We start from the raw sequence: 20,684 nt of genomic DNA on the forward strand, positions 1-20,684 counted from the left end.
CCGATGATATCGGCAGGAGCTGCAGCATGTTCTTCATCATCGGCCTGGTGGTTGTCTTCGGCGCGGTCATCGGGGGGTACCTGATGGAGGGCGGCAGCATCGCCACCCTGGTGCACCCCCTGCCCGCGGAAGGACTCATCATCTTCGGCGCCGGAGTCGGTTCGTTCCTGGCCGCCAACCCCATGAACCTCATCAAGCGGGTGGCCGCCGACATCGCCAAGCCCCTCAAGGGCAGCCCCTACACCAAGGCTGTCTACATGGAAGTCCTCATGATGCAGTACGAGGTCTACGTGAACATCAAGAAGGGCGGCCTGCTGGCGCTGGAACAGGACGTCAACGATCCCCACAATTCCGCGATCTTCAAGAAATATCCCACCTTCACGCACAACCACCACGCCATGGATTTCTTCTGCGATTCCATGAAGCTGCTCATCAACGGCAGCGCCAAGATGGACGAGATCGACATGGTCATGGACGCGGAACTGGACGTCCACCACGCCGAGAACGCCGCCCCGGGCACCGCCATGAGCACCATGGCCGATGCCTTCCCCGCCTTCGGCATCGTGGCCTGCGTCATGGGCGTGGTCATCACCATGGGCTTCCTGGATCAGCCGCCCAACATCATCGGCGCCAAGGTGGGCGCGGCCCTCGTGGGCACCTTCCTGGGCATCCTGCTGGCCTACGGCGTCTTCCAGCCCCTGGCCAAGAACATCGACGCCGTGAACGCCGTCGAGGCCTTCTACTTCAACTGCATCCGCTCCGGCCTCACCAGCTTCGGCAACGGCGCGGCCCCCATCACCGCCGTGGAGTTCGCCCGGCGCAACATTCCCTCCACCGAACGCCCAGGCTCCGGCGAATTGGAGGAAGTGGTGCGGCAGATCAAGCCGAGGTGATGACCGATGGCCGACCAGCAACAGCCCGAGGTCAAGGTCCGGTTCGTCAAGAAGAAGGGCGGCCACGGCGCAGCCCACGGCGGCGCCTGGAAGGTGGCCTACGCCGATCTCGTGACGGCTATGATGGCCTTCTTCCTGCTGATGTGGCTGCTCAACAGCGCGGATAAGAACACCAAGGCCGGCATCGCCGGGATGTTCCAGGACGCCAACTTCTTCAACACCGAACGCGGCAAGGAGATCCTGGCCAACCACGGCAAGGGCATCCTCCCCGGCGGACGCGGCATGGCGCCGGGCCCCGATGGGGACGGCGGCAGCGATACGACCGCCGAGAATCCCGAAGTCACCGAGGAAGAACACAAGGCCATGGAGGCCACGGCCGAGGCCATCGACAAGGCCTTCCAGCAGGACGAACTGCTCCAGGCCTTCAAGGATCAGATCACCATGGATTTCACCGACGAGGGCCTGCGAATCCAGATCCAGGACAAGGCCTCCCAGGTGCTCTTCGATTCCGGCAGCGCCACCCTGAAGAGCTACACCATGTCGATCCTCAAGGAGATCGCCAAGGAGCTCGGCAAGCTCCCAAATCGCGTCGTCATCGGCGGCCACACGGATGCCGCCCAGTATTCCAACAAGGCCTACACGAACTGGGAGCTAAGCTCCGAGCGGGCCAATGCGGCCCGCCGCGTGATGGAAGGCGCCGCCGGCGGCCTCCGCCCCGGCCAGGTGCGGCGCGTCACGGGCTACGCCGACACCATCCCCCTCGAAGGCAAGGATCCCAAAGATCCCCAGAACCGCCGCATCTCCATCGTCGTGATCTCTGCCGCCACCGAAGCCGCCGAGTCCAAGCGCCAGAAGGCCCAGCCCTTGGATAAGGGAAGGAAAGTCGAGCCCTCTCCGGAGGCCCGCGAGACCCCGAAACACTGAGGCTAGGTTCGCAGCGCCTCTCGCTGCCCGCGATGTGGCTGCGAGAGGAGGCATCCCAAAAAACGCTCACGGCGCAAGGCCGGAACCCGCCTCCACACCCGAGGCCGATGACCGCATCCGGTCACCGAGGAACTGGGCACGCACAACCTCGAGAATCCGGTGCGAAAGAAGCGGATCCTGCACCGAGCGGGCCATGGCGAGTGCGCCGATGCCCGCGCACAGAGCAGCCAGGAGGGTTCCCTCCCTCCCGGGACCCGCCTTGGCCTCCCAGCGGCTGAGGGCCTGGATGAGAGTTTGTTCAAGCTGGGCCCTGGAAGCGGCCTCCATGCGGGGAAACTCTGAAATCATGGCTGGCAGGATGCAACCCCGTGACGCGGCATCCCTGTGTTGTTCACAGATATAGCCCGCGATGAAAGATTCCAGCCATGCCTCCCCTTCAAGCTGGGACAGCTTGTCTCCGAACAGGAACTCGCCGCTGTGGCGCAGGTTGTCCTGAAGCACCTCTCCAAACAGGGCCGCTTTGGAGCTGAAGTGACCATAGAACCCGCCCACGGTCATCCCGGCGGCAGCGGTAATGTCCTGAATGCTGGTCCCGAGGTAACCCTGGGTTCGGAACAGATGGGCCGCCTGCTTCAGGAGACGTGCTCGCGTGTGGGCTGCTTCTGTTTTGGAGCGTCTTGGCATGGCTTGTCCTATTTGGATTATGACTATAATCTAAATTCAGCATGTCATGGAGGCTGAATGCGTCAAGAGCATAGGGTCGTGGTTACGGGCATGGGCACCGCCAATCCCCTTGGGCTTAACCCCGAAGTCACGTGGCGCGCGGCCCTGGAAGCACGATCCGGAGTGGGGCCAATCACCCGTTTCGACCCCTCGGAGGCGCCGGTTCGCTTCGCCGCGGAGGTGAGGGATTTCGAGCCTTCGGTGCCCCTGCCGATCCTGGACCAAGCGCGGGCAGGACGCCCTGCCTTATCCCATTCGCTGGAGCCAAAGGACGTCAAGAAGTTCGGCCGCTACGCGCACCTGGGCATCTATGCAGGCCTGCAAGCCTACATCGACTCCGGACTGGACCTCCATCGTGAGCGGTTGGATGATGCCCGGCTGGGCGTGAATGTGGGCTGCGGAATGGGGGGGCTTCCCGAGATCCAGGAGACCCATGCCCAATGGGAGTCCAAGGGCTACCGGCGCATCAGCCCTTTCTTCATCCTTCAAGTCATCCCGAACCTGGTTTCAGGACAGCTGGCGCTGCAGCTCGGATTCAAAGGACCGAACCACTGCAACGTGACCGCCTGTGCCACCAGTGCCCATGCCATTGGTGAATCGTTCCGCATGATCAAGCAGGGCATCGCCCAGGTGATGCTGGCCGGTGGTGCCGAGTCCGTGGTTTGCGAAATCGCCTTGGGTGGCTTCGCGGCCATGAAGACGCTGTCGCTTCGGAACGAGGATCCCGCCAAGGCGTCCCGTCCCTTCGACGCGGATCGGAACGGATTCGTCCTGGGAGAAGGGGCCACAGTCCTGATGCTGGAAGATTACGAATTCGCCCGACGGCGCGGCGCCAGAATCTACGGAGAGATTCTGGGCTATGGTGCCTCTTCCGACGCCCACCATTTGGTGTCCCCACCCCCAGGCGCGACCGGAGCCCTTCAGGCGATGATGGCGGCCCTGAGTGAGGCCGGTGTGTCTCCGGATCGCATCGATTATGTGAATGCTCATGCCACCTCGACACCCTTGGGAGATCGCGAAGAAGCGCGCGCCATCGGCCAGCTGGTCACGTCCAGCCGATCCCGCCCCCTGCATGTGTCCTCGACCAAGGGCGTCACCGGACACCTTCTCGGCGCCGCCGGCGCCACCGAGGCCATGTTTTCGCTGCTAAGCCTGCGCGACCAGATCGTGCCGCCCACCGCCAACCTGGATCGGCTGGACCCGGACTGCGACCGCCCGGGCCTGGAATTCGTGCGGGAGCGGGGGCTGCACGCAACCCTGGACCTGGCGCTCTCCAACAGCTTCGGATTTGGGGGCACCAACGGGGCCCTGCTCTTTGGGCAGGCTTGAGATCCAGGTGAGAGGGGGCGCCCTCTCCATCCGAACAACTTTCCCAGTCCTGCACAGCGAACCAAAGAAGAAGCGCCCGGAGGTGCGGGCGCTTCGTGAGGGTAAGTTTGGCGGGGTTTCGAGTGGTGGGGAGTTGAAGCGGGAGTCCCTGAACGGGACTGGTGTCATGTGGTGGGATGGTTGGTGGCGGGAAGCCCTTGCGGGCACCTCGGGATCAGTTTATCACCGATCCCCATTCGGCAGTTCGAACACCGAAGCCTCCACCCCACCCCTGGTCCAGGCCCCGAAAACCAGCTCGGCGCGGGCCCCGGAGGGTTCTTCGAGGGTCATGCGGGAAAGCACGGCCTGCCCGTGGACCTGCACCGGCGGGCCGAACTGGGCGGTCCGCGCGAGCTTGCCCGAAGCCATCCGGAATTCCGCCTTCAGTGGAAGGGTGCCTTCCCGCGCCACCCACAGCACCACCTGGCGCGCGCTGAGGGCGGGCCGCTTGGCGGCGAGGTCCAGCCGCCAGCAGGCCTGCCCGTCCAGGTTCTCCTCGGCCAGAGTCCGCACCGTGTAGTCCTCGCGGAACCGCGTGCGCGCCACATCTCCACCCGCAGCTGGCCCCATCAGGCGCTGCTGGGGCGTGACCTTCAGCGGACGCTTCGAGCCCGGCAGCAGCAGCCACATCTGATCGCCCAGAAGCAGCACCGCCCGGCCCTTCTCCTTTTCGGAAAGCCCGTCGAGGCGCGCATCCCCGTTCTCCCGGGCCGACACCTTCCACCGCTGGGAAGCCCCGACGGCCTTGAGGGTCAGCTCCATGGTGAAGGCCGGCCAGGGATGGCGCAGACGGTCCACCTTGGCCAGGATCTCCTCACCGCTCTGGGCGAGCAGGGGAAGGGCGGCCAGCAGAAGGGCCGCGGGGCGCCATAGGCGCATCAGTTGCGCCCGTAATCGTCCTGAAGGCGCTCGATGTCCGCCTCGTCGAACACGCCCAGGCTCACTTCGAGCACGCGCACCGGATGGGCCGTCGTCGCATCGCAGCGCAGACGGTGCGTGCTCCCCAGGGGCAGCCAGATCTCCTCGCCCACGACGGGCCGCAGCTCCTCGCCATCGCGATCCACCACCACGCCCGGATCCAGGGCCACCCAGAGTTCGCCGCGGTGGCTGTGCCGCTGGAGGCTCAGCTTCTGCCCCGGCTTGCAGGTGAGGATCTTCACGGTGCAATTGGTGTTGAGGGCGTACTGATCAAAGGAGCCCCAAGGCTTTTCAACGTGGAGGGTTTCGGGTCTTTGCATGATTCTCTCTCGCAGGAAGGATTCGTTCATCATCACCACTCGGCTTCGCCTCGTGGGGGGCTCCGGGACTACCCCCGGATCGCACGCCACGCCCGTGGCGTGCTCCCGCTCGCCTCTAGGCTCGCGGACGGGGCCCCGTCCACCAAGGCTTTTCAACGTGGAGGGTTTCGGGTCTTTGCATGATTGTCCTTTGGTGAAGAAGGCTAGAGAAGGTCTTCGCGACCTTCGGCCTTGAGTCGTTCGACGATCTGCTTGACCGTCTGGGCGCGGTCCCGGCGGCAGATGAGCAGGGCATCATCGGCATCCACGACGATGAGGTCATCCACGCCGCTGGCGGCGATGAGGCGCTTGCCGCCGAAGAAGGCGCTGTTGCGGGTGTCCAGCAGGAGCGTTTCGCCCTGGCTGACGTTGCCCTCGGAATCGGTCTCCTGGAATTCGATGGCGGCGGGCCAGGAACCCACGTCCGACCAGCGGAAGCGCGTGGGCACCACGGCCACGGTTTCCGCCTTCTCCATGAGGGCCACGTCGATGGCCACCTTGGGCAGCTGCCGGTAGGTGGCCATGAGGGCCGCCGGATCGGCGCCGGCCTTCACCCAGGCATCCAGCGGCGCGAGCACCTCGGGCGCGTGCTTGTGCAGGCCCTCGCGGAAATCCGCCAGGGTCCACACGAACATGCCGGCATTCCAGTAGTGGCGCCCGGATTCGAGGTACTGCAGGGCCACCTCCACGGGCGGCTTCTCGCGGAAGGCCTTCACCTTGAGCACGGGGCCGTGGCCTTCGGATTCGATGTAGCCGTAGCCCGTTTCCGGGTAGGTCGGCTTGATGCCGAAGGTGACCAACTCGCGCTCCCAGGCGGCGTGCTTCACGGCGAGATCGAGGTCCTCCAGGAAGATCTCCCGGTCGCCGATCCAGTGGTCCGCCGACAGCACGGCCATCACGGCATGGGGGAACTTCCGTTCGATCTCCACCAGAGCCAGCGCGAGGCAGGGCGCCGTGTTGCGGCCCTCGGGCTCGACGATCACGTTCCCGGCGGGCAGCTCAGGCAGCATGCGCCGCGTCTCGGCGGCGAGGTCCTCCGTGGTCACGACGAAGATGCGGTCGGGGCTCACGTGGCCATCGAGGCGGCGCACGGTCTGATGCAGCAGGGTCTCGGTGCCGACGATGGAGAGGAACTGCTTGGGCCGCGCGTTCCGGCTCCGGGGCCAGAAGCGCGTACCCCGGCCACCGGCCATCACGACCGCAACCAACGAATCCTTGTGACTGTCCGTCATCACCGACCTCCTGCTGCCACGCGGCCCTTCAGCAGACCACGGCCTCACGGCACTTCACAACCGGCACCCTAGCGGGCGAGCACCGCCACCAGGCGGCCCAGGTCCCCCGGGGGCACGGGCTGGGGTTCGAGGATCCGCGAGAGGGGCTGGGCCACGAGCGCACCCGCGACTTCGCCGAGGTAGAAGCCCCGTTCGCCGCGATCCAGACGGCGCACGGCTTCGCTGCCCCAGCGGCTGCCCCAGATGCGGTCCAGGGCCGACGGGCTGCCGCCGCGCTGGACGTGGCCGAGCACGACCACACGCAGATCCAGCTCATGGTCCCGCTTCAGGCGCTCACCCACGGCCATGGCCCGGCCGCCCACGGCGTCCCCCTCGGCCACGACGACGATGGAACTGCGCTTGCCGCGCTTCCAGTTCTCCTCCAACTGGGTCACCAGGGCCTCGTAGCTGTCGTCCGGGGATTCCGGATAGAGCACCGCCTCGGCGCCGCAGGCGATGGCCGTGTGGACGGCCAGCATGCCCGAGGCCCGGCCCATGACTTCCACGAGGAAGAGTCGGCCGTGGCTGGAGGCCGTGTCGCGGATGCGGTCGATGGCCTCCACCGCCGTGTTGAGGGCCGTGTCGAACCCGAGAGTCCGATCCGTGCCCGGCAGATCGTTGTCGATGGTGCCCGGGATGCCCGCGCAAGCCACGCCATGCTCACGCAGCAGCGTCTCGGCGGCGCGGAAGCTGCCATCCCCTCCGATGACGACCAGGGCCTCGATGCCCGCGGCCTTGAGCTTTTCGGCGGCCTTGGCCCGGACGTCCGGATCATGGAAGGCCTTGCAGCGGGCGGTCCGAAGCATGGTGCCGCCCCGCTGGAGAATGTTGGCACAGGCACGGCTGGGAAGCGGCTCCATGTCCCCGTCCAGCAGCCCCTGGTAGCCCCGGTAGATGCCCCAGGCCTCATGCCCGAGCGAATCCGCCTGCCGTACCGCCGCGCGGATGGCCGCATTCATGCCCGGGGCGTCGCCCCCGGAAGTCAGGACTCCGATTTTCATTTTCCCTTCCCTTTCGCCGGTTTCTTGGAACGGGCCGCCGTTCCCTTCTTCTTCGCGCCAGCCTTGCCTTTTTTCGCCCTGCCCTTGGCCTTCTTCCCCCGGGGCGTGTCCTTCACGTGGGCTTCGGGCGGGGGCAGGGGCGGAGGTTCCACGATGCCCCGGGGCACCGGGGGCAGGTCCCCTTCGGAAATGCCCTGGGACGAGGCCCGCTGGGCGCGGGCGCGCAGGACGGGATCCTCCTGGGGATGGGTCGATGCCACGAGGCCCAAGGCCAGGCTGCTGATGAAAAGGGCGCGACGGGGCATGATCCCTCCCAGTGGATGATTATCCACCAGTTGGGTACCTAAATTCAGGCAGATGGATACCTAAATTGAACCCTCGGCCTTCTTGGCCGCTTTTTCCTTCAGGGCCTTGGCGAAGAATTCCGCCACCACGGAATCCGCGTCGGCCTTGGTGACGTCGGCCATCTGGGGCTCGCGGTGGAGGATGTCCCGGCCCGAGGGCGCCATCTTCGGCAGGTGGTCCTCGGTGGGCTGCAGGCGCGTCAGGACATACTGGGACACCTCGATGAGGCTGCGGCCCACCCGCTCGAGCTTCTGCCGCACCACATCCTGGTACTGGTAGAGGTCGAAGGCACCCTGGATGTTGTAGGCCCCGTTGTCCGCGTGGAAACCGATCTCCTCCAGCTTGGCGATGAGGACTTCCAGTTCTTCCGAAGGGGCCACCAGGTTGCTGAGGATCTCCTGGCACTCCTTGGAGAGGGACTGGATCTCCTCGAAGCTGTGCTGAACCACCTCGATCTGGCCGAGCACCCGCTCGGCTCCGCCTTCCTGCTCCTGGGCAATCTGCATGAGCTGATCAGGAATGGCCTGGTTGTCTGGGGGCTTTTCCGGCATGGGAGGGCTCCGTGAGGCCTATATCGGCTGGGGGCCGATAATCTTTGAATTCGTCTCAATTGCCCCCCTCGCGATAAACTTTGTAATTCGGGATCAAGCCCGGCCCGAATTTTCTCAAGTCCGGAGTTTCCATGACCATGCAGTCGAATTCCGCTCCGGCGTCCGCGCCCGTCCCCGTGGACGGAACGGCCCTGGCGGCCTGCCTCAAACCCTTCCCCGCCTCCACCAAGATCCACGTGGCCGGCACCCAGCCTGGGGTCCAGGTCCCTTTCCGCGAGATCAAGCTCAATCCCACCCGCGATTTCCGCGACCAGCTCACGGAAAACGAGCCCGTCAGGCTCTACGACACCTCGGGCCCCTACACCGACCCCGCCGTCACCATCGACGTGGCCAAGGGCCTGAAGCCCCTCCGCCAGGACTGGATCCTGGGCCGGGGTGACGTGGAGGAACTGGCAGGGGCCACCAGCCTCTACCGCAAGCTGCGCGAGCGGGACCGGGACCTGGACGCCATCCGCTTCCACGCGGACCGCAAGCCCCTGCGTGCCAAGGCCGGGAAGAACGTCTCCCAGATGCACTATGCCAAGCAGGGCATCGTGACCCCCGAGATGGAGTTCATCGCCATCCGCGAGAACCTCGGCCGCGAAGCCGCCGGCCTCAAGAGCCGCATCACGCCCGAGTTCGTGCGTGACGAAGTGGCCAGGGGCCGCGCCATCATCCCCGCCAACATCAACCACCCGGAAACCGAGCCGATGATCATCGGCCGCAACTTCCTCGTGAAGATCAACGCCAACATCGGCAACTCCGCCGTGGCGTCCTCCATCGAAGAAGAAGTGGAGAAGATGGCCTGGTCCATCCGCTGGGGCGCCGACACGGTGATGGACCTCAGCACGGGCAAGAACATCCACGAGACCCGCGAGTGGATCCTGCGCAACAGCCCCGTGCCCATCGGCACCGTGCCCATCTACCAGGCCCTGGAGAAGGTCAACGGCAAGGCTGAGGACCTGACCTGGGAAATCTTTCGCGACACGCTCATCGAGCAGGCCGAGCAGGGCGTGGACTACTTCACCATCCACGCCGGCGTGCTCCTTCGCTACGTGCCGCTCACGGCCAAGCGCGTCACGGGCATCGTCTCCAGAGGCGGCAGCATCATGGCCAAGTGGTGCCTGGCCCACCACAAGGAGAACTTCCTCTACACGCATTTCGAAGACATCTGCGAGATCATGAAGGCCTACGACGTGGCCTTCTCGCTGGGTGACGGCCTGCGTCCCGGCAGCACGGCGGACGCCAACGACGAGGCCCAGTTCGGCGAGCTGGAAACGCTCGGCGAGCTCACCAAGATCGCCTGGAAGCACGATGTGCAGGTGATGATCGAGGGCCCCGGCCACGTGCCCATGCACCTCATCCAGGAGAACATGACCAAGCAGCTGGAAGTCTGCGACGAGGCGCCCTTCTACACCCTGGGCCCCCTCACCACGGACGTCGCGCCCGGCTACGACCACATCACGTCGGCCATCGGCGCCGCCATGATCGGCTGGTTCGGCTGCGCCATGCTCTGCTACGTGACGCCGAAGGAACACCTGGGCCTGCCCAACAAGAAGGATGTGAAGGACGGCGTCATCGCCTACAAGATCGCCGCCCACGCCGCCGACCTCGCCAAGGGCCATCCCGGCGCCCGCATCTGGGACGACGCCATGAGCAAGGCCCGCTTCGAGTTCCGCTGGGAGGACCAGTTCAACCTGGCCCTGGATCCGGATACGGCCCGGGAATTCCACGACGAGACCCTGCCCGCCGAAGGCGCCAAATCGGCCCACTTCTGTTCCATGTGCGGCCCCCACTTCTGCTCCATGAAGATCTCGGACGACGTGCGCCAGTACGCCGAAACCCACGGCTACAACGCCGAGGAGGCCCTTCAGAAGGGCATGGAGGAGATGGCGGAGACCTTCGTGCAGAAGGGTGCCGAGGTCTACATCCAGGGCTAGAAACGGCCGCTTCGGGCCTTGCCCGCCTGGACAGCCGCGCCATCTTGATGGTCGATGCGCGTCTCACCCCTCGTGGGGGGGAATCGCCCGGCGGCCTTCCCAACCCCCTTCAGCCCCACCGACCTGGCCAAGTCCCGGGCCATCGAGGCCCTCAAGGCCCGGGACCGGCAGGTGCGCGCCCACGAGGCCGCCCACCTGGCGGCGGCCGGGGGCCTGGCCCTGGGCGGGGCCTCCTTCACCTACCAGCAAGGCCCCGATGGGAAGAGCTACGCCATCGGCGGCGAGGTCACCCTCGACACCAGCCCCGTGCCCGGCGATCCCCGGGCCACCCTGGCCAAGGCCCAGCAGATCCAGGCCGCGGCCCTGGCGCCCGCGGATCCCTCGCCGCAGGACCGGAGCGTCGCCGCGGCGGCCGCCGCCATGGCCATCCAGGCCCAACAGGATCTCCAGAAGGCCAAGGCCGCCGAATCCCTGGGCCAGAACCTCGACGTGGTGGCCTGAGAATTCACGCCGAAGCTCCGGGAGAGGACTAGCATGGGGTCCGTTCCCAAGGAGACCGTCATGGCCGCGAAACGCATCCTCATGCTCGTCGGTGACTTCGGAGAGGACTACGAAATCATGGTGCCCTTCCAGGCCCTGCTGGCCGTGGGCCACACGGTCCACGCCGCCTGCCCGGACAAGAAGGCCGGCGAATCCGTGGCCACGGCCATCCATGATTTCGAAGGCCACCAGACCTATTCCGAAAAGCCGGGCCACCGCTTCACGCTCAACGCCACCTTCGCCGACCTCAAGGCCGAAGACTACGACGCGCTGCTGATCCCCGGCGGGCGCGCACCCGAGTACCTCCGCCTCAATCCCAAGGTGCTTGAGTTCGTCCGCCACTTCTTCACCGCGAAGAAGCCCGTGGCCGCCATCTGCCACGGCGCCCAGCTGCTCGCCGCCGCGGGCGTGCTGGAGGGGCGCACCTGCTCGGCCTATCCGGCCTGCCGTGCCGAGGTGGAAGTGGCCCGCGGGAAATACGCCGAGATCGCCATCGACGGCGCGGTCACCGATGGCAACCTCGTCACCGCGCCCGCCTGGCCCGCCCACCCGGCCTGGATCGCGCAGTTCCTCCAGGTGCTGGGCACCCGCATCACCCTCTGAGGGAGGGCCGTCCGGCGCCGCGCGGTTGCTGCCCGCGCGCCCGGGTGCTAGCCTGCTTGGTCTTTGGAAGGAATCGCCTGGCCGGTCGGACGTGCTGCCCTGGATGCCTTCGGGAGACCGGGAGCCCACCGGATCCCAGCTTTGACACCCAGGACGGCCCATGACGAACGTGTTCGCCTTCTCCAAATTCCAAACGCTCGGAAACGACTACATCGTGATCGATCCGTCGAAGACGGCCTTCGATCCGAACCCCAAGCTCGTCCAGGCCCTCTGCGACCGCCACCGCGGCATCGGCTCCGACGGCCTCATCCTGGGCCCCTTCCCCGTGCCCGGCGATCCCGAGGCCTTCGGGCTGCGGGTCTTCAATCCCGATGGCAGCGAATCCAAGAAGAGCGGCAACGGGCTGCGCGTCTTCGCCCGCTACCTCCTGGAGGCGGGACACGTGAAGGGGTCGCGCTGCCGCATCCACGTCGCCGGAGGCTTCGCGGAGGTGAGCTACCTGACCGAAGACGGCAGCCGCATCCAGGTGGACATGGGCAGGCCGGATTTCCGGGCCGGCGAGATTCCCTACACGGGCATCCCCGCCCAGCAGGAGGTCCTGGAGGCCCTCCTCTTCTTTCCCACGGGGCCCATCACCATCACGGCCCTCAGCATGGGCAACCCCCATTGCGTCATCTTCCCCGGCCAGGTCACGGCCGCAGAGGCCCAGCGGCTGGGCCCCCGTATCGAGCGCCACCCGGACTTCCCCAACCGCGTGAACGTCCAGCTGGTGGAAGTGGTCGACCGCAAGCGCATCCGCGTCGAGATCTGGGAGCTGGGGGCGGGCTACACCCTGGCTTCCGGCAGCAGCAGCTGCGCCGCGGCGGCGGCCTGCAAGCGCCTGGGCCTGGTGGAGGACCATCTGCAGGTGCTCATGCCCGGAGGCGCCATCGACATCGCCTTCACGAGCGAAGGCCGGATTCTCATGACCGGGCCCGTGCAGGCCGTCTACGAGGGCCGGCTGCGCACCGAGTGGATGCCCTGAGAGATTGATTCTCCTTGGCAGTTCAATGGACTTGTCGGATACTGATGCTTCAGTAGGATCTTTGTCAGTTTCATCACGCGATATCCAGAAAGGTGGAGGGACGGGCCCTGTGAAACCTTGGCAACCTGCGAAAGCAAGGTGCCAATTCCTGCCGCAAGCGATTGCGGAGAGATGCTGACGTGTCAGAAGCTGACATGCGAAGGGGCCCGAGCAATCGGGCCCCTTCGCTTTTTGGATCGCGCTGAAACGACGAGGGTCCTCCCCACCAGGAGGCTCTTGTGAGCGAGCAGTTTCTAGACACCAACGTGCCGGGCAATCCCGCCTACCACTTCACCATCCAGCCTCCCGTCCGGGAGGGCAAGGCGGGCTGGATCGACCGCCCGGAGCTGGTGCCCCACGCGGGCCGCGCCACCCAGTGCGTGCACGCGGGCGTCCAGCCCGATCCCGCCTACGGCGCCGTGATGCCGCCGCTCTACCTCTCCTCCACCTTCGCGTTCAAGGACATCTGCACCAACGCGGGCTACGACTACACCCGCAGCGGCAATCCCACCCGCGCGGCGCTGGAGGAGGCCATCGCGCTGCTGGAAGGCGGCCAGGGCGCCACCTGCACCTCGACGGGCATGAGCGCCATCCTCGTGGCCCTCAACCTGCTGGAACACGGCAGCCACCTCATCTCCACGGTGGATTGCTACGGCGGCACCTTCCGCCTGCTGGAACACGCCAAGCGTTTCTACGGGCTGGAGGTCACCTATCTGGACCTCTCCGACCTGGAGGCCCTGAAGGCCGCCATCCGTCCCAACACGCGCATGATCTGGATCGAGACGCCCTCGAATCCGCTGCTGCGGCTGACCGATATCGCCGCCGTCGCCGAGATCGGCCACCGCCAGCCCGACTGCCTCGTGGCCGTCGACAACACCTTCCTCTCGCCCTACCTCCAACGCCCCTTCGCCCTGGGCGCCGACCTCGTCATCCACTCCACGACGAAGTATCTCAACGGCCACAGCGACGTGGTGGGCGGGGCCGTCGTCGCGGGGCCGCACCGCCGGGCCCTCACCCAGCAGATCCAGAGCGTCAACAACCTGCTGGGCACGTCGCAGTCGCCCCACGACTGCTTCCTCGTCCTGCGCGGCTTGAAGACCCTGCCCCTCCGCATGCGCCAGCACGAGGCCAATGCCCAGGAGATCGCGGAGTTCCTGGCGGCCCATCCTGCCGTCGGCAAAGTGCACTTCCCGGGCCTGCCCGGCCATCCCCAGCACGAGCTTGCCAAGCGCCAGCAGGACGGCTTCGGCGCCATGCTCAGCTTCGAGCTGAAGGAAGGCGGCCAGGCGCGCGTGAACCACGTGCTCACGCGGCTGCGCTGGTTCACGCTGGCCGAAAGCTTGGGCGGCGTGGAATCCCTGGTGGCCCACCCGGCCTCCATGACCCACGCCTCCATGACGCCCGAAGCCCGCAAGAACGCGGGCATCAGCGACGACCTCATCCGCCTGTCCATCGGCCTGGAGGATGTGAAGGACCTGCGCGCCGATCTGGCGCAGGCCCTGAGCTTCGCTTAGGCCTGAGCGCCTCCTCGGGGCGTGCCCCGGCGGCTACTTCACCCAGATCAGTTCCACATCGAAGATCAGGTCGGCGTTGGGGGGGATCACACCATCCCCGGCGCCCCTGGGACCGTAGCCCAGGTACGAGGGCACGTAGAGGGTGCGCTTGCCGCCCACCTTCATGCCGAGGATGCCCTCGTCCCAGCCCTTGATGAGCTTCCCTTCGCCAACGGGGACCGCCAGGGGTTTGCCTTGATCCCGGGAGCTGTCGAACTTCTTGCCGCGCCCGCCCCGCCCGTCATCCAGCCAGCCCGTGTAGTGGACGGTGCACTTCTGCCCCCGCTGGGGCGTGGCGCCCGTGCCCACGACGACATCCACATACTTCAGTCCGCTGTCGGTCGTCACCACGGCGGGGACTTTCGGCCCGGGCTGTTTCGCCGCCGCAACCTTCGGCGCGTCGCCCGCCGCGAGGGGAAAGCTCAGCGCCAGAATCATCAAGCCCGCAGCAGATCGCAGCATGTCCCACCTCGAAAAGGCATCGCCCTTCGAGCCTAACCCAGAACCGGCCCTGCCTTGTTTCCGGAACGCGTGAGGGGCCCATTGGGGCCCCTCATCTTGTCTGGCTCGGCAGTGGATCCATCGGACCAACTCACAGGGTGAGAAGCTCTCGATTCCCTGGTAACAGGCAATAAACAGGGAATCGAGGTAATTTTTGACCATCCTGAAGAGACCCGCATGGACTCAAAAACCCGACCAGCCTTGGTTTGGGCCTTCCTTCCGGGCTGAACCTCGTTCGAGTGGATCAGGGAATTGTTTGAGGCGGAACAGGGAACAAGATGCTCGAAACCGGGAACAGATCAAACCGTGACAGCCAGCCGATCCCGGAGGCGGGGCATCGCCGACTCGCCAGGTCATGCTGTTGAGATGCGTTGGCTTGCTCGTCTGCTTTTCATCAAGATGTGGCCATCCCCTGATGGATTGAAGGCCCGAATCCAGACGCTGGAGCTGGAGAACCTGACCCTCCGGCATCAACTGGCCGTGCTCCAACGAACCGCCAAACGATCCAAGACCACCCGTTGGGACCGGGCCTTCTGGATCGGCCTGAGCCGTGTTTGGTCGGGCTGGAGGGAAGCCTGTCTCCTGGTGAAACCAGCGACGGTGGTGGGATGGCACCGTTCCGGGTTCCGCTTGTTCTGGCGCATCAAGTCGCGTCGGCGGAGCGGACGGCCGCACCTTGAACCAACGCTGCGCCGCTTGGTCATTCAGATGGCCTGGGAGAATCCGCTTTGGGGTGCCCCCCGCATCCATGGCGAACTGCTGAAGCTCGGGCTCAAAATCTCAGAGCGCAGCGTGGCGCGCTGGATGCCTCAAAGGCAACCCGATCCCCGACGCGCCCAGAACTGGAAAGCCTTTCTCGAGAACCACCGCGACCTGATTTCGGCCATGGACTTCCTCGTGGTGCCGACTTGGAACTTCAGGCTGCTCTACGTCCTGATGATCCTGGACCACGGGCGGAGGATGATCCGGCACGTGAGCGTCACGGCCCATCCCACGGCGGAGTGGGTGCGGCAGCAGCTTCGTGATGCCTTCCCCTTTGACGATCTCCCGACCTACCTTCTGTTCGACCGGGACGCCATCTTCGGGGCCGCGCGCGCTTTCGTGCAGGCCTTGGGCATCACTCCGAAACAAATCGGATTCCAGTCACCCTGGCAGAACGGGCATTGCGAGCGCGCCATTGGGACCCTTCGGCGCGACCTTCTGGATCACGTCGTAGTCCGGGACGAAGCGCATCTGACCCGCCTGCTCAAGGAATACACGCGCTACTACCACGAGGATCGCACCCATCTCGGGCTCAACAAGGATTCCCCACTGAGGCGTCCAAGTGAGATGAAACCCAATGAATCAGCCGGAATAGTGACTCTTCTGCGTTGCGGAGGGCTTCACCATCGCTACCGCTGGACGGACGCGGCCTGAACGAGTTGCCTGACATGAGTGACTCGTCACCAGACCCGGCCGAAGGCCTATATATTCGCAAGATTTGGATCGGGTGTAGTTCTCCAAAGGGCTTGAAAGTGGTTCTGCTGATGCAATTCAGGGGTGAATTCCGACTTCCCCGCGTGGATTGCACCATCGGATTCGCCTCTGTGATCGAGCCTCAATGGCCCGGATTAGGTTTTGGCAAGGCACAACCCGTTTCACCATTGGGTTTCGCCTTTGGAAAAGGTTGATGCGTTTCAGGAAGGCAGATGGTCCACACGTTTAAGGTTGCGCACATATCGCATGACCTGGTTGATCTGATCATGTGAAAGTGTTTTCCCCCATGGTGGCATCGTGGCTGAAAGCCCCACCTCTTTCCCGCCACGGAAGATGGTCCCGGTAAGGCGTTCATCGTTCATCGAATTTTGAAAAATCGGGTCCGACAGATCTCGGGGACGAGGGAGTATGTTGAATGCATTGAACCCATCCCCTGCACCGGTTTTGCCGTGGCAAATTTGGCAATAGTGAAGGAAAACATGCTTTCCAAGCCGAAGCTCATACGACACCGAAAGCTCCGAGTGGAGGAGCCACGTGGGATTTTCTATGCGCTGTACAGAGGATTGTTTTTTTTTAACAGCTGCTACGGCGGCACTCTTCTCCTGTTTTCTGTCACAGCTGTTAGTTGCAAACAGCACTATGATCAAACTCCACATTGTGGATAAAAAATGTGGCCTCAACGAACACCCCCTTCACCCCTGGGGATCTTCGGGTTCTGACGGAGCGCCTGGAGGTATGACGTGAGCTTCAGGGCATCTGAGTTCGCGAGTCCGTAATTTGGGCAACGGACGTCAGCTCTCTGCTCTTGTGGCCCCTTCATCCATGCATAGAGCCAGCCTGGTTTCAGACGACGTCTCGTGGCGTTCAGCGACGGGCCGAAGTAACCACCCCTGCCATCCAAAATGTGACACGCGCGGCAAGGGGAAGGCCCACCGCCCCTATGAATTCGGCGTGAAGGTGAGCCTAGCAGTCACCCACAAGGAGGGTTTCTGCGTGGGCATCCAGACCTGCCCCGGCAATCCCTTCGATGGACACACGCTGGAGGGACAACTCGACCAGGTGGAACGCCTCACCGGCAAGGTTCCCAACACCTCCTTCGTGGACAAGGGCTACCAGAGACACGGCGTGGATCCAGGCAGAAGCCGGGTCCTCATCAGCGGCACGCGCAAGCTCGGCTACCGTCGCGCCCTGGAGCTTGATCCCAACGATGCGAACAACACCAGCAACTTTGCGTTGTTCATGTATAACGTCCGAAAAAATTACGAAGAAGGCGAGCGCCTCTACCGTCGCGCCCTGGAGCTTGACCCCAACGATGCGGACAACACTAGCAGCTTCGCGTCGTTCATGAATGACGTCCGCAAGGACTACGACGAAGCCGAGCGCCTCTACCGTCGCGCCCTGGAGCTTGATCCCAACGATGCGGGCAACACCGGCAACTTCGCGGTGTTCATGAATAACGTCCGAAAAAACTACGACGAAGCCGAGCGCCTCTACCGTCGCGCCCTGGAGCTTGATCCCAACGAGGCGCACCACACCGGCAACCTCGCGTCGTTCATGAATGACGTCCGAAAGGACTACGACGAAGCCGAGCGCCTCTTCCACCGCGCCCTTGAACTCGATCCCAACGATGGGGACAACATCGCCAACTTCGCCTCCTTCGAACTCAGCAGAGGCAGAGATACCGAAGCCCGCGCTCTCGCCGTTCGCGCGTGGAATGGGGAGCGGTCCACCCCGCTGCAATGCCGAGCCGAGGCCGCACTCTACCTACTCCTTCTAGACCGCAAAGAATCTCGGCCGATCAAAGGCGGTTTGGCCAGACTGAAGGGCCTGATGGTCAGGGAGTTCGCTCGCGGCAATTGGTCCTTCGAATCCGCGTTCCAGGCCGTATTTCCCCATCTCCTGGAAAACGAGCCCCCCTTTTTTCGAGCCCTGGGTGAGGCGATCCTCGACGCGACCCTGGTACAAGCCCTGGATGCATTCCCCCTTTGGTCTGAAACCGAATCCAGCGATCCATCCCTGCCATGGCCTGATTCGGCCTCGTAGCGCGTTCTGTGGGCTCCCAGAGTGGTTCTGTGGCTCTTCGAATGTGAGGATGGCCTTCACCTGCTTGCCTTTGTCGCCCTCCAACGCCACAAGGTCGGCATTCTTGATGGTTAGGGTGGGCTTGGACTCCCTGTTGAGGGGATGCGGGCACTGACCCCTGTCAGAGCCCACCAGCACAAGCTGCAAGCGGGCTTACCGCCTGGCGTTCTCACTCATGGGTCAGGCAGCCTCGCCAATCAAAGTCAAATGCGGGCCAGATAGACATGGCCTGAGGGGGTCCGGCCGGTCCAATCCCGGCCGGAGTTTCATCCCGAAGGTAGGCCCGCGGTAGGCCAAAGAAAAAGGCCACCGGGTCAAGGTGGCCTAAGTGCTTGGTTTTGCTGGCTCCGGAGGAGGGATTTGAACCCCCGACCTAGTGATTAACAGTCACCCGCTCTGACCCCTGAGCTACTCCGGAAAAAGGTCGAACGTCCATTCTACCGGATGGGCGCGTGGTTTCAAGCGTCAGGGTGCGGGATCTGTGATCCCGGTCCACGGCTAGGCCCGCTGGAGCTCCATGAGGATCTGGCGGGCGGAGGCCTTGAGGGTTTCGATGACGCCGGTGCCCTTGTTGGCCACGGCTTCGATCATGGGCTCACCGCGGAACCGGAGCAGGCGTTCCATCTCCTGCACGGGCGCGGCCGAGGGCATGTCCCGCTTGTTCAGCTGCAGCACGTAGGGGATGGAGCGGATGTCGAACCCGTTCTCCTTGAGGTTCGTGGCCAGGTTGGCGATGGATTCGATGTTCGCCTCCATGCGGGCCTTCTGGCTGTCGGCGACGAAGATGATGCCGTCGCAGCCGCGGAGGATGAGCTTGCGACTGGCATCGTAGAAGACCTGGCCGGGCACCGTGTAGAGGTGGAAGCGGACCTTGAAGCCCTTGACCGTGCCCATGTCGAGGGGCAAGAAATCGAAGAACAGCGTGCGGTCGGTTTCTGTGGCGAGGCTGACGAGCTTGCCCCGCTTTTCGGGGTTGGCCTGTTCGAAGATCCACTGGATGTTGGTCGTCTTGCCGCAGAGGCCCGGGCCGTAATAGACGATCTTGCAGTTGATCTCGCGGGACGCGTAGTTGATGAAGGTCATGGCGCGTCCTGGGCCTCAGTCGCCAAACAGGCGATCGATGTCTTCGTCGGTGATCTCCGAGAAGGGGCTCTCGAAGCGGCTGCCCGCATCGGATTCCTTCTGGGCGCGCTGTTCGACCTGGTCGAAGATCTCCTGCAGCTCCTTGCTGGCCTTCTTCACGCGCAGGCGCACGAGGGCGAGGCTGGAATTCTGATCGAAGATCACGACGAGGATGCCGCGCTTGCCCACGATGGAGATGTGCAGGTTGTCCTTCTCCCCCTCGTGGAAGAGCAGGCTGAATTCCTTTTCGCCGATCAGCTTGGCTAGGCCGTCCGTCGCGGCGACATTGCCGGCTGTGAGGGAGGCGAGGCTGGTGGCGTCGATGCTCTTCACGTCCCCGGCCGCGGCGATCTGCTGACCGTTCTTGTCCACCAGGAAGACCACTTTGGCGGAAGCGTCCTTCTCCAGGCGGCCAATGATCTCCTGGAGGAGTTTGTACTCCTCCTCAAACAACATGAGATCCAGCTTTGCCACGACCGCCTCCGAGGGACTGATAGCTGGAGGATACCGCACTTTTCAGTAGGCTCCGGAGCCTGTGCCGCCGCTCACGACCGCCACGGAGGCGGACAGGCCCAGCCGCGTGGCGCCGGCCCGGACCATCTGGAGCGCGACCTCGTAGGTGCGGATGCCTCCGGAGGCCTTCACGCCGAGTGCGGGACCCACCGTCTGGCGCATGAGGGCCACGTCGGCCTCGGTGGCGCCGCCGCTGGAGAAGCCCGTAGAGGTCTTCACGAAGTCCAGACCGGCCTCCTGGGCCAGCTCGCAGGCCCGCACCTTTTCGGCGTCGCCCAGCAGGCAGGTTTCCAGGATTACCTTGAGCACGGCCGGTGCGGGAACGGCGGCCCTCAGGCCCGCGAAGTCCCGGCGCACGGCTTCCCAGTCCCCGGCCCGGGCGGCGCCGATGGCGAGGACCATGTCGATCTCCTGGGCCCCGTCCTTCAGCGCCGTCTCGGCTTCGAAGGCCTTGGCGCGAAAGGCGGAGGCTCCGAGGGGGAACCCGACGACGGTGCAGGTGCGAACCCGGCTGCCCTTGAGGAGGGAGGCCGCGAGGGGCACCCACAGGGGATTCACGCACACGGAGGCGAAGCCGTGGGCCAGCGCCTCGGCGCAGAGGGTCTCCACCTGGGCGCCGGTGGCATCGGCCTTCAGCAGGGTGTGGTCGATCAACGGCGACAGGTCCCAGGGGCCTTCCGTGGGAGCGATCTGTCCGAGGGCCCGGTGATGCACGCCCCGTGCGTCGCGGAACAGGCCGTAGCCTTCGGTGCAGCCCAGGAGCTGGGTCACGCCAGCCTTCGGCAGTTCGGGAACCCGTGCGCGGATTTCGGCGGTGAGGTCGAGCAGCGGATCGATCATGGCTCCATGATGGCCGGGCAGGAGGTTCGCGAAAAGCCGGACATGAAAAAGCGGGCCGA

At 64.8% G+C, this 20,684-nt stretch carries 22 protein-coding genes, 1 tRNA gene and 1 riboswitch; of the genes, 10 read left to right on the forward strand and 13 right to left on the reverse strand.

Annotated elements, in window-relative coordinates; all coding sequences use genetic code 11:
* The first annotated feature begins 26 nt into the window (after positions 1–26).
* Together motA and QSJ34_RS18050 are read left to right on the forward strand one after the other, a co-directional pair.
* Positions 27–893, forward strand: coding sequence for a flagellar motor stator protein MotA (gene motA / locus QSJ34_RS18045; protein ID WP_285577976.1), 867 nt, complete (start codon positions 27–29; stop codon positions 891–893).
* A gap of 6 nt (positions 894–899) precedes the next feature.
* Entirely contained in the window at positions 900–1,817 is a 918-nt protein-coding gene (locus QSJ34_RS18050; protein ID WP_285577979.1) for a flagellar motor protein MotB, read from the forward strand.
* A gap of 66 nt (positions 1,818–1,883) precedes the next feature.
* Here the strand turns inward: QSJ34_RS18050 and QSJ34_RS18055 are convergent, their stop codons facing one another.
* On the reverse strand, positions 1,884–2,501 hold the full coding sequence (locus QSJ34_RS18055) for a TetR/AcrR family transcriptional regulator (protein WP_285577980.1): 618 nt from the start codon (positions 2,499–2,501) through the stop codon (positions 1,884–1,886).
* Between the two features lie 57 nt (positions 2,502–2,558).
* On the opposite strand from QSJ34_RS18055, the gene fabF reads away from it, so the two are divergent.
* The gene (gene fabF, locus QSJ34_RS18060) at positions 2,559–3,869 is read left to right on the forward strand and encodes a beta-ketoacyl-ACP synthase II (RefSeq protein ID WP_285577984.1); all 1,311 of its coding nucleotides are present in this window, start codon (positions 2,559–2,561) and stop codon (positions 3,867–3,869) included.
* Positions 3,870–4,091: 222 nt separating this feature from the next.
* Here fabF and QSJ34_RS18065 read toward each other — a convergent pair whose 3' ends face one another.
* From QSJ34_RS18065 to QSJ34_RS18090, 6 genes are all read right to left on the reverse strand, one after another.
* Positions 4,092–4,787 carry an outer membrane lipoprotein-sorting protein gene (locus tag QSJ34_RS18065; protein WP_285577987.1) on the reverse strand — a complete coding sequence of 232 codons (696 nt, stop codon included), beginning with the start codon at positions 4,785–4,787 and terminating at the stop codon, positions 4,092–4,094.
* A complete protein-coding gene (locus tag QSJ34_RS18070; RefSeq protein ID WP_285577990.1) occupies positions 4,787–5,146 on the reverse strand; it encodes a phosphomannose isomerase type II C-terminal cupin domain in 360 nt (119 codons plus the stop codon). Before QSJ34_RS18070 ends, QSJ34_RS18065 begins: the two co-directional genes overlap by 1 nt.
* A gap of 203 nt (positions 5,147–5,349) precedes the next feature.
* Positions 5,350–6,417, reverse strand: coding sequence for a mannose-1-phosphate guanylyltransferase (locus tag QSJ34_RS18075; protein ID WP_285577992.1), 1,068 nt, complete (start codon positions 6,415–6,417; stop codon positions 5,350–5,352).
* Positions 6,418–6,485: 68 nt separating this feature from the next.
* Complete coding sequence (gene pfkA / locus QSJ34_RS18080; RefSeq protein WP_285577995.1) at positions 6,486–7,457, reverse strand: 6-phosphofructokinase; 972 nt, start codon at positions 7,455–7,457, stop codon at positions 6,486–6,488.
* Positions 7,454–7,762: a hypothetical protein gene (locus QSJ34_RS18085; RefSeq protein ID WP_285577997.1), complete on the reverse strand. Its 309-nt coding sequence runs from the start codon at positions 7,760–7,762 to the stop codon at positions 7,454–7,456. Before QSJ34_RS18085 ends, pfkA begins: the two co-directional genes overlap by 4 nt.
* A 60-nt stretch (positions 7,763–7,822) precedes the next feature.
* The gene (locus QSJ34_RS18090; protein ID WP_285577999.1) at positions 7,823–8,353 is read right to left on the reverse strand and encodes a hypothetical protein; all 531 of its coding nucleotides are present in this window, start codon (positions 8,351–8,353) and stop codon (positions 7,823–7,825) included.
* Positions 8,354–8,490: 137 nt separating this feature from the next.
* On the opposite strand from QSJ34_RS18090, the gene thiC reads away from it, so the two are divergent.
* The 5 genes from thiC (at position 8,491) to QSJ34_RS18115 (ending at position 14,052) form a co-directional block, all read left to right on the forward strand.
* Positions 8,491–10,332, forward strand: a complete 1,842-nt coding sequence (gene thiC, locus QSJ34_RS18095) for a phosphomethylpyrimidine synthase ThiC (RefSeq protein WP_420798885.1) — start codon at positions 8,491–8,493, stop codon at positions 10,330–10,332.
* Positions 10,333–10,386: 54 nt separating this feature from the next.
* Positions 10,387–10,833 (forward strand): putative metalloprotease CJM1_0395 family protein, encoded by a 447-nt coding sequence (locus tag QSJ34_RS18100; RefSeq protein ID WP_285578005.1) that lies wholly within the window; start codon positions 10,387–10,389, stop codon positions 10,831–10,833.
* Between the two features lie 60 nt (positions 10,834–10,893).
* Positions 10,894–11,475, forward strand: a complete 582-nt coding sequence (locus tag QSJ34_RS18105; RefSeq protein WP_285578007.1) for a DJ-1/PfpI family protein — start codon at positions 10,894–10,896, stop codon at positions 11,473–11,475.
* A gap of 160 nt (positions 11,476–11,635) precedes the next feature.
* A complete protein-coding gene (gene dapF / locus QSJ34_RS18110) occupies positions 11,636–12,499 on the forward strand; it encodes a diaminopimelate epimerase (RefSeq protein ID WP_285578009.1) in 864 nt (287 codons plus the stop codon).
* A 77-nt stretch (positions 12,500–12,576) separates the two neighbouring features.
* A riboswitch (SAM riboswitch) is annotated at positions 12,577–12,677 on the forward strand.
* Positions 12,678–12,777: 100 nt separating this feature from the next.
* On the forward strand, positions 12,778–14,052 hold the full coding sequence (locus tag QSJ34_RS18115) for a trans-sulfuration enzyme family protein (protein ID WP_285578011.1): 1,275 nt from the start codon (positions 12,778–12,780) through the stop codon (positions 14,050–14,052).
* A gap of 33 nt (positions 14,053–14,085) precedes the next feature.
* On the opposite strand, the gene QSJ34_RS18120 is transcribed toward QSJ34_RS18115, so the two are convergent.
* Entirely contained in the window at positions 14,086–14,529 is a 444-nt protein-coding gene (locus QSJ34_RS18120; RefSeq protein ID WP_420798886.1) for an FKBP-type peptidyl-prolyl cis-trans isomerase, read from the reverse strand.
* A gap of 315 nt (positions 14,530–14,844) precedes the next feature.
* Here QSJ34_RS18120 and QSJ34_RS18125 point away from each other — a divergent pair, with 315 nt between their 5' ends.
* Entirely contained in the window at positions 14,845–16,008 is a 1,164-nt protein-coding gene (locus QSJ34_RS18125) for an integrase core domain-containing protein (RefSeq protein WP_285578015.1), read from the forward strand.
* Between the two features lie 260 nt (positions 16,009–16,268).
* On the opposite strand, the gene QSJ34_RS18660 is transcribed toward QSJ34_RS18125, so the two are convergent.
* Positions 16,269–16,724 carry a c-type cytochrome gene (locus QSJ34_RS18660; protein WP_420798887.1) on the reverse strand — a complete coding sequence of 152 codons (456 nt, stop codon included), beginning with the start codon at positions 16,722–16,724 and terminating at the stop codon, positions 16,269–16,271.
* Positions 16,725–17,061: 337 nt separating this feature from the next.
* On the opposite strand from QSJ34_RS18660, the gene QSJ34_RS18135 reads away from it, so the two are divergent.
* The gene (locus QSJ34_RS18135) at positions 17,062–18,111 is read left to right on the forward strand and encodes a tetratricopeptide repeat protein (protein ID WP_420798883.1); all 1,050 of its coding nucleotides are present in this window, start codon (positions 17,062–17,064) and stop codon (positions 18,109–18,111) included.
* 381 nt (positions 18,112–18,492) lie between these two features.
* Here the strand turns inward: QSJ34_RS18135 and QSJ34_RS18140 are convergent.
* The 4 genes from QSJ34_RS18140 to deoC form a co-directional block, all read right to left on the reverse strand.
* Positions 18,493–18,568: transfer RNA gene (locus tag QSJ34_RS18140), tRNA-Asn, on the reverse strand.
* A gap of 80 nt (positions 18,569–18,648) precedes the next feature.
* On the reverse strand, positions 18,649–19,233 hold the full coding sequence (locus QSJ34_RS18145; RefSeq protein ID WP_285578018.1) for a GTP-binding protein: 585 nt from the start codon (positions 19,231–19,233) through the stop codon (positions 18,649–18,651).
* A gap of 15 nt (positions 19,234–19,248) precedes the next feature.
* Positions 19,249–19,746, reverse strand: coding sequence for a roadblock/LC7 domain-containing protein (locus tag QSJ34_RS18150; RefSeq protein WP_285578021.1), 498 nt, complete (start codon positions 19,744–19,746; stop codon positions 19,249–19,251).
* A 42-nt stretch (positions 19,747–19,788) separates the two neighbouring features.
* Complete coding sequence (gene deoC, locus QSJ34_RS18155; RefSeq protein WP_285578024.1) at positions 19,789–20,625, reverse strand: deoxyribose-phosphate aldolase; 837 nt, start codon at positions 20,623–20,625, stop codon at positions 19,789–19,791.
* Positions 20,626–20,684 lie beyond the last annotated feature (59 nt).

Source organism: Geothrix limicola (genome assembly GCF_030268085.1).
Lineage (GTDB): Bacteria > Acidobacteriota > Holophagae > Holophagales > Holophagaceae > Geothrix > Geothrix limicola.

Coding starts and splice junctions, on each gene's coding strand:
- motA (WP_285577976.1), top strand. CDS start 27: ATGTTCTTCATCATCGGCCTGGTGGTTGTCTTCGGCGCGGTCATCGGG.
- QSJ34_RS18050 (WP_285577979.1), top strand. CDS start 900: ATGGCCGACCAGCAACAGCCCGAGGTCAAGGTCCGGTTCGTCAAGAAG.
- QSJ34_RS18055 (WP_285577980.1), bottom strand. CDS start 2,501: ATGCCAAGACGCTCCAAAACAGAAGCAGCCCACACGCGAGCACGTCTC.
- fabF (WP_285577984.1), top strand. CDS start 2,559: ATGCGTCAAGAGCATAGGGTCGTGGTTACGGGCATGGGCACCGCCAAT.
- QSJ34_RS18065 (WP_285577987.1), bottom strand. CDS start 4,787: ATGCGCCTATGGCGCCCCGCGGCCCTTCTGCTGGCCGCCCTTCCCCTG.
- QSJ34_RS18070 (WP_285577990.1), bottom strand. CDS start 5,146: ATGCAAAGACCCGAAACCCTCCACGTTGAAAAGCCTTGGGGCTCCTTT.
- QSJ34_RS18075 (WP_285577992.1), bottom strand. CDS start 6,417: ATGACGGACAGTCACAAGGATTCGTTGGTTGCGGTCGTGATGGCCGGT.
- pfkA (WP_285577995.1), bottom strand. CDS start 7,457: ATGAAAATCGGAGTCCTGACTTCCGGGGGCGACGCCCCGGGCATGAAT.
- QSJ34_RS18085 (WP_285577997.1), bottom strand. CDS start 7,762: ATGCCCCGTCGCGCCCTTTTCATCAGCAGCCTGGCCTTGGGCCTCGTG.
- QSJ34_RS18090 (WP_285577999.1), bottom strand. CDS start 8,353: ATGCCGGAAAAGCCCCCAGACAACCAGGCCATTCCTGATCAGCTCATG.
- thiC (WP_420798885.1), top strand. CDS start 8,491: ATGCAGTCGAATTCCGCTCCGGCGTCCGCGCCCGTCCCCGTGGACGGA.
- QSJ34_RS18100 (WP_285578005.1), top strand. CDS start 10,387: ATGCGCGTCTCACCCCTCGTGGGGGGGAATCGCCCGGCGGCCTTCCCA.
- QSJ34_RS18105 (WP_285578007.1), top strand. CDS start 10,894: ATGGCCGCGAAACGCATCCTCATGCTCGTCGGTGACTTCGGAGAGGAC.
- dapF (WP_285578009.1), top strand. CDS start 11,636: ATGACGAACGTGTTCGCCTTCTCCAAATTCCAAACGCTCGGAAACGAC.
- QSJ34_RS18120 (WP_420798886.1), bottom strand. CDS start 14,529: ATGATTCTGGCGCTGAGCTTTCCCCTCGCGGCGGGCGACGCGCCGAAG.
- QSJ34_RS18660 (WP_420798887.1), bottom strand. CDS start 16,724: ATGTGGAGTTTGATCATAGTGCTGTTTGCAACTAACAGCTGTGACAGA.
- QSJ34_RS18145 (WP_285578018.1), bottom strand. CDS start 19,233: ATGACCTTCATCAACTACGCGTCCCGCGAGATCAACTGCAAGATCGTC.
- deoC (WP_285578024.1), bottom strand. CDS start 20,625: ATGATCGATCCGCTGCTCGACCTCACCGCCGAAATCCGCGCACGGGTT.